2 protein-coding genes are annotated in these 2,615 nt (G+C 35.8%); both read left to right on the plus strand.

Annotation, left to right across the window (positions count from 1 at the left end):
- The coding region (locus TR08_RS24110; protein WP_045522584.1) for an ArsB/NhaD family transporter at window positions 1–955 on the plus strand (955 nt) is incomplete at its 5' end.
- Between the two features lie 27 nt (window positions 956–982).
- The gene (locus TR08_RS24115) at window positions 983–1,657 is read left to right on the plus strand and encodes a hypothetical protein (protein ID WP_045522586.1); all 675 of its coding nucleotides are present in this window, start codon (window positions 983–985) and stop codon (window positions 1,655–1,657) included.
- The last annotated feature ends 958 nt before the right edge of the window (window positions 1,658–2,615 follow it).

Consider the following 2,615-nt stretch of genomic DNA (forward strand, 5'->3'; position numbering starts at 1 on the left):
CCGTCAGAAAATTCCGTATTTGCTGTCTGGTGCCTTAATTGCGACTGCTTCAAGTGCTCCAATTGGTGTAAGTAACATTGTAAATTTGATCGCTCTAAAAATCGTCCATATGGATTTATGGTTGCATACGGCGATGATGTTTGTTCCTGCTACTCTAGGATTACTACTGTTGACTTGGTTCTTGTTTCTTCGCTTTAAAAAAGAGTTACCGAAAACCGTTCCTACAAATGTTTCGGGTCTGTCAAGGTCTACCTACCACCCACTTAAAACACAACTAGGAATTCAGCATACTTCGGAAAAAGCCCGTTCTAGATTTATGCGAAATGTTCTTCTATTCGTATTTGCTGTCCGTTGTAGTCTCTTTGTCGCTTCGTTTGTGAACATTCCCGTTTCTCTTATGGCTGTTATCGGCTCGCTTGTTCTTTTAGGTTGGAGATGGGCTTATTTAAAAATACCTCCAGGTGATATGCTGAAAAAAACACCATGGTATATTATCGTTTTCGCTTTCTGTATGTATGTCATTATTTACGGTCTGAATAACATTGGTTTAACAGACTGGTTAATCACTTTCATGAAGCCAATGGTTTCTGGTAGCCTGCTCCATGCGAGTGTCATGATGGGTACCCTACTTTCTGTACTCTCCAATATTTTTAATAATCACCCAGCTCTCATGGTTGGAACACTCACGTTAATGAATATGGATCTAAGTTTACTCGAATTGAAAATTGCCTATCTGGCGAACGTCATAGGCAGCGACATGGGATCGTTACTGCTTCCAATGGGAACACTTGCTACGCTGATGTGGATGCATATCGTTAGGAAAGGGAAAGTAATGATCAGTTGGTTACAGTATATAAAAATCACAGTCGTCGTCATACCACCTGCTACATTGTTTACCTTAGTCGTTTTATATTATTGGGTTTCTTGGCTTTTTGGAGGCACCCTTTCACATTAAGACTTTTGAGAAAAAAGGAGAATTAAGATGCTTATAGATTTTGTTGATTTGATAGGGAAAAAAATTGAAGTTGAACTTTCAGGAGGAAATTTCCACAAAGGAATCCTGGTAGATAGTGGACTTGACATCATCGTCATTTACAATAACAAAAATCATTCCTATTTCTACATTCCCTTTAATCATGTTCAAAGATTAAAAGAAACCAGTTTAGAAGAAGAAGATTTAAACAATAACCCTCCAGCAGAAAAACCGATTGAAACGGATGTTATCTCCTTTCGAAAAGCATTAACGGTTGCTAAAGGTTTGTTTACCCAGATTTATGTGACAGGGGATAAATCCATTCATGGCTATATAACCAGCATTATGAACAACTATTTTGTTTTTCACTCCCCTGTGTACAAATCAATGTTTATTTCGATGAATCATGTTAAATGGCTAATTCCGTATTCACCTAATACAACACCGTATTCCTTAGACAAGGAAAATCTACCCCTTGTGCCTATATCTACTCCTTTAGCCAGATCTTTTGATGAACAGTTGAAAAGGCTGGAAAATCAACTAGTGATTATTGATGGTGGAGACCAAACTGAAAAAATAGGCGTACTCCAAAAGATTCGAAATAACAAAATCACTCTAATAACAGCCGATGGGGAACGGGTATATCGGAATGTAGAGCATATCAAAACGATAAATTTACCGTAACAACGAAGTGAAACTTGAGATAATAATTCACTCAACATTAGTAAAAGAAAGAGTGATGTCCATATGTTTAGTCAATATAAAAAAATAAACCACCCTGTGTTTGCAGACGAGGATGGATTATTCATTCACCATTAGCGTTGGTTTTTGACCGTGTCGTTCGAGTCACGGTCTTTTTTATGTGCACTACCTATTGTTAGGATATGTTTTTTTGTTTAATTTTGTTCAAGGTAGAAAAAAATTATTAGGTATATCTTCCCTTTTATCTTTACGAAATTAATAACATTACTTACGTACCTTATGGCTCACTTTCTTCGAATTGTTCAATAACTTTCTTGGAAAATTCAAAAAACTGAATAGGTTGTCCAAACAGAATTACTTAATTTTCATATTATTATTTTGATACATCATTTATAAATTGGAGGTGCATAAATGGAAGATCAAGAACCAGAACTTGACATAAAAAGAGGACCTAAGGGGTCAGTTCTAAAATTTGTTTTTTTCATCATTTCAATCTTGATATTAGGACTTAATTTATTTGTTGGAAAATAGTCTTTCATAATCATTACGTTCTCTTGTGGAACGTATTTTTTTCTCACAATAGTTGTAAACTTCCTCTTACTGCGACATCGTAAGAATTCAATCACTTAGAGTAAAATCATCCAATTGCTTTTCATAATTGAAATTTCACCTCTAAAAAAAATTATTAGGCTTATTTTATTATTCTTTTATAGTTTTAAACATTTTGGGCAGCCTACATTTCACCGCCTGCAATAATAAAAGAGCATATTTTTTACCCACGTTTTTCAAGCCCTTTTCGCCACTATTTGGTTCAAATGTGCCATAAAAAGGAGATGGATTTCATCTTTTTTGTTCCACTAGTCGAGTAGAAGAGAACCTCTCTACCTTACGGTAGATTGTGTTCTCCCCCCTCCCAGAACCGTGCTTGCGCAATTAACGC

It is taken from the genome of Neobacillus niacini, assembly GCF_000759675.1.
Classification (GTDB): domain Bacteria; phylum Bacillota; class Bacilli; order Bacillales; family Cytobacillaceae; genus Neobacillus; species Neobacillus niacini_A.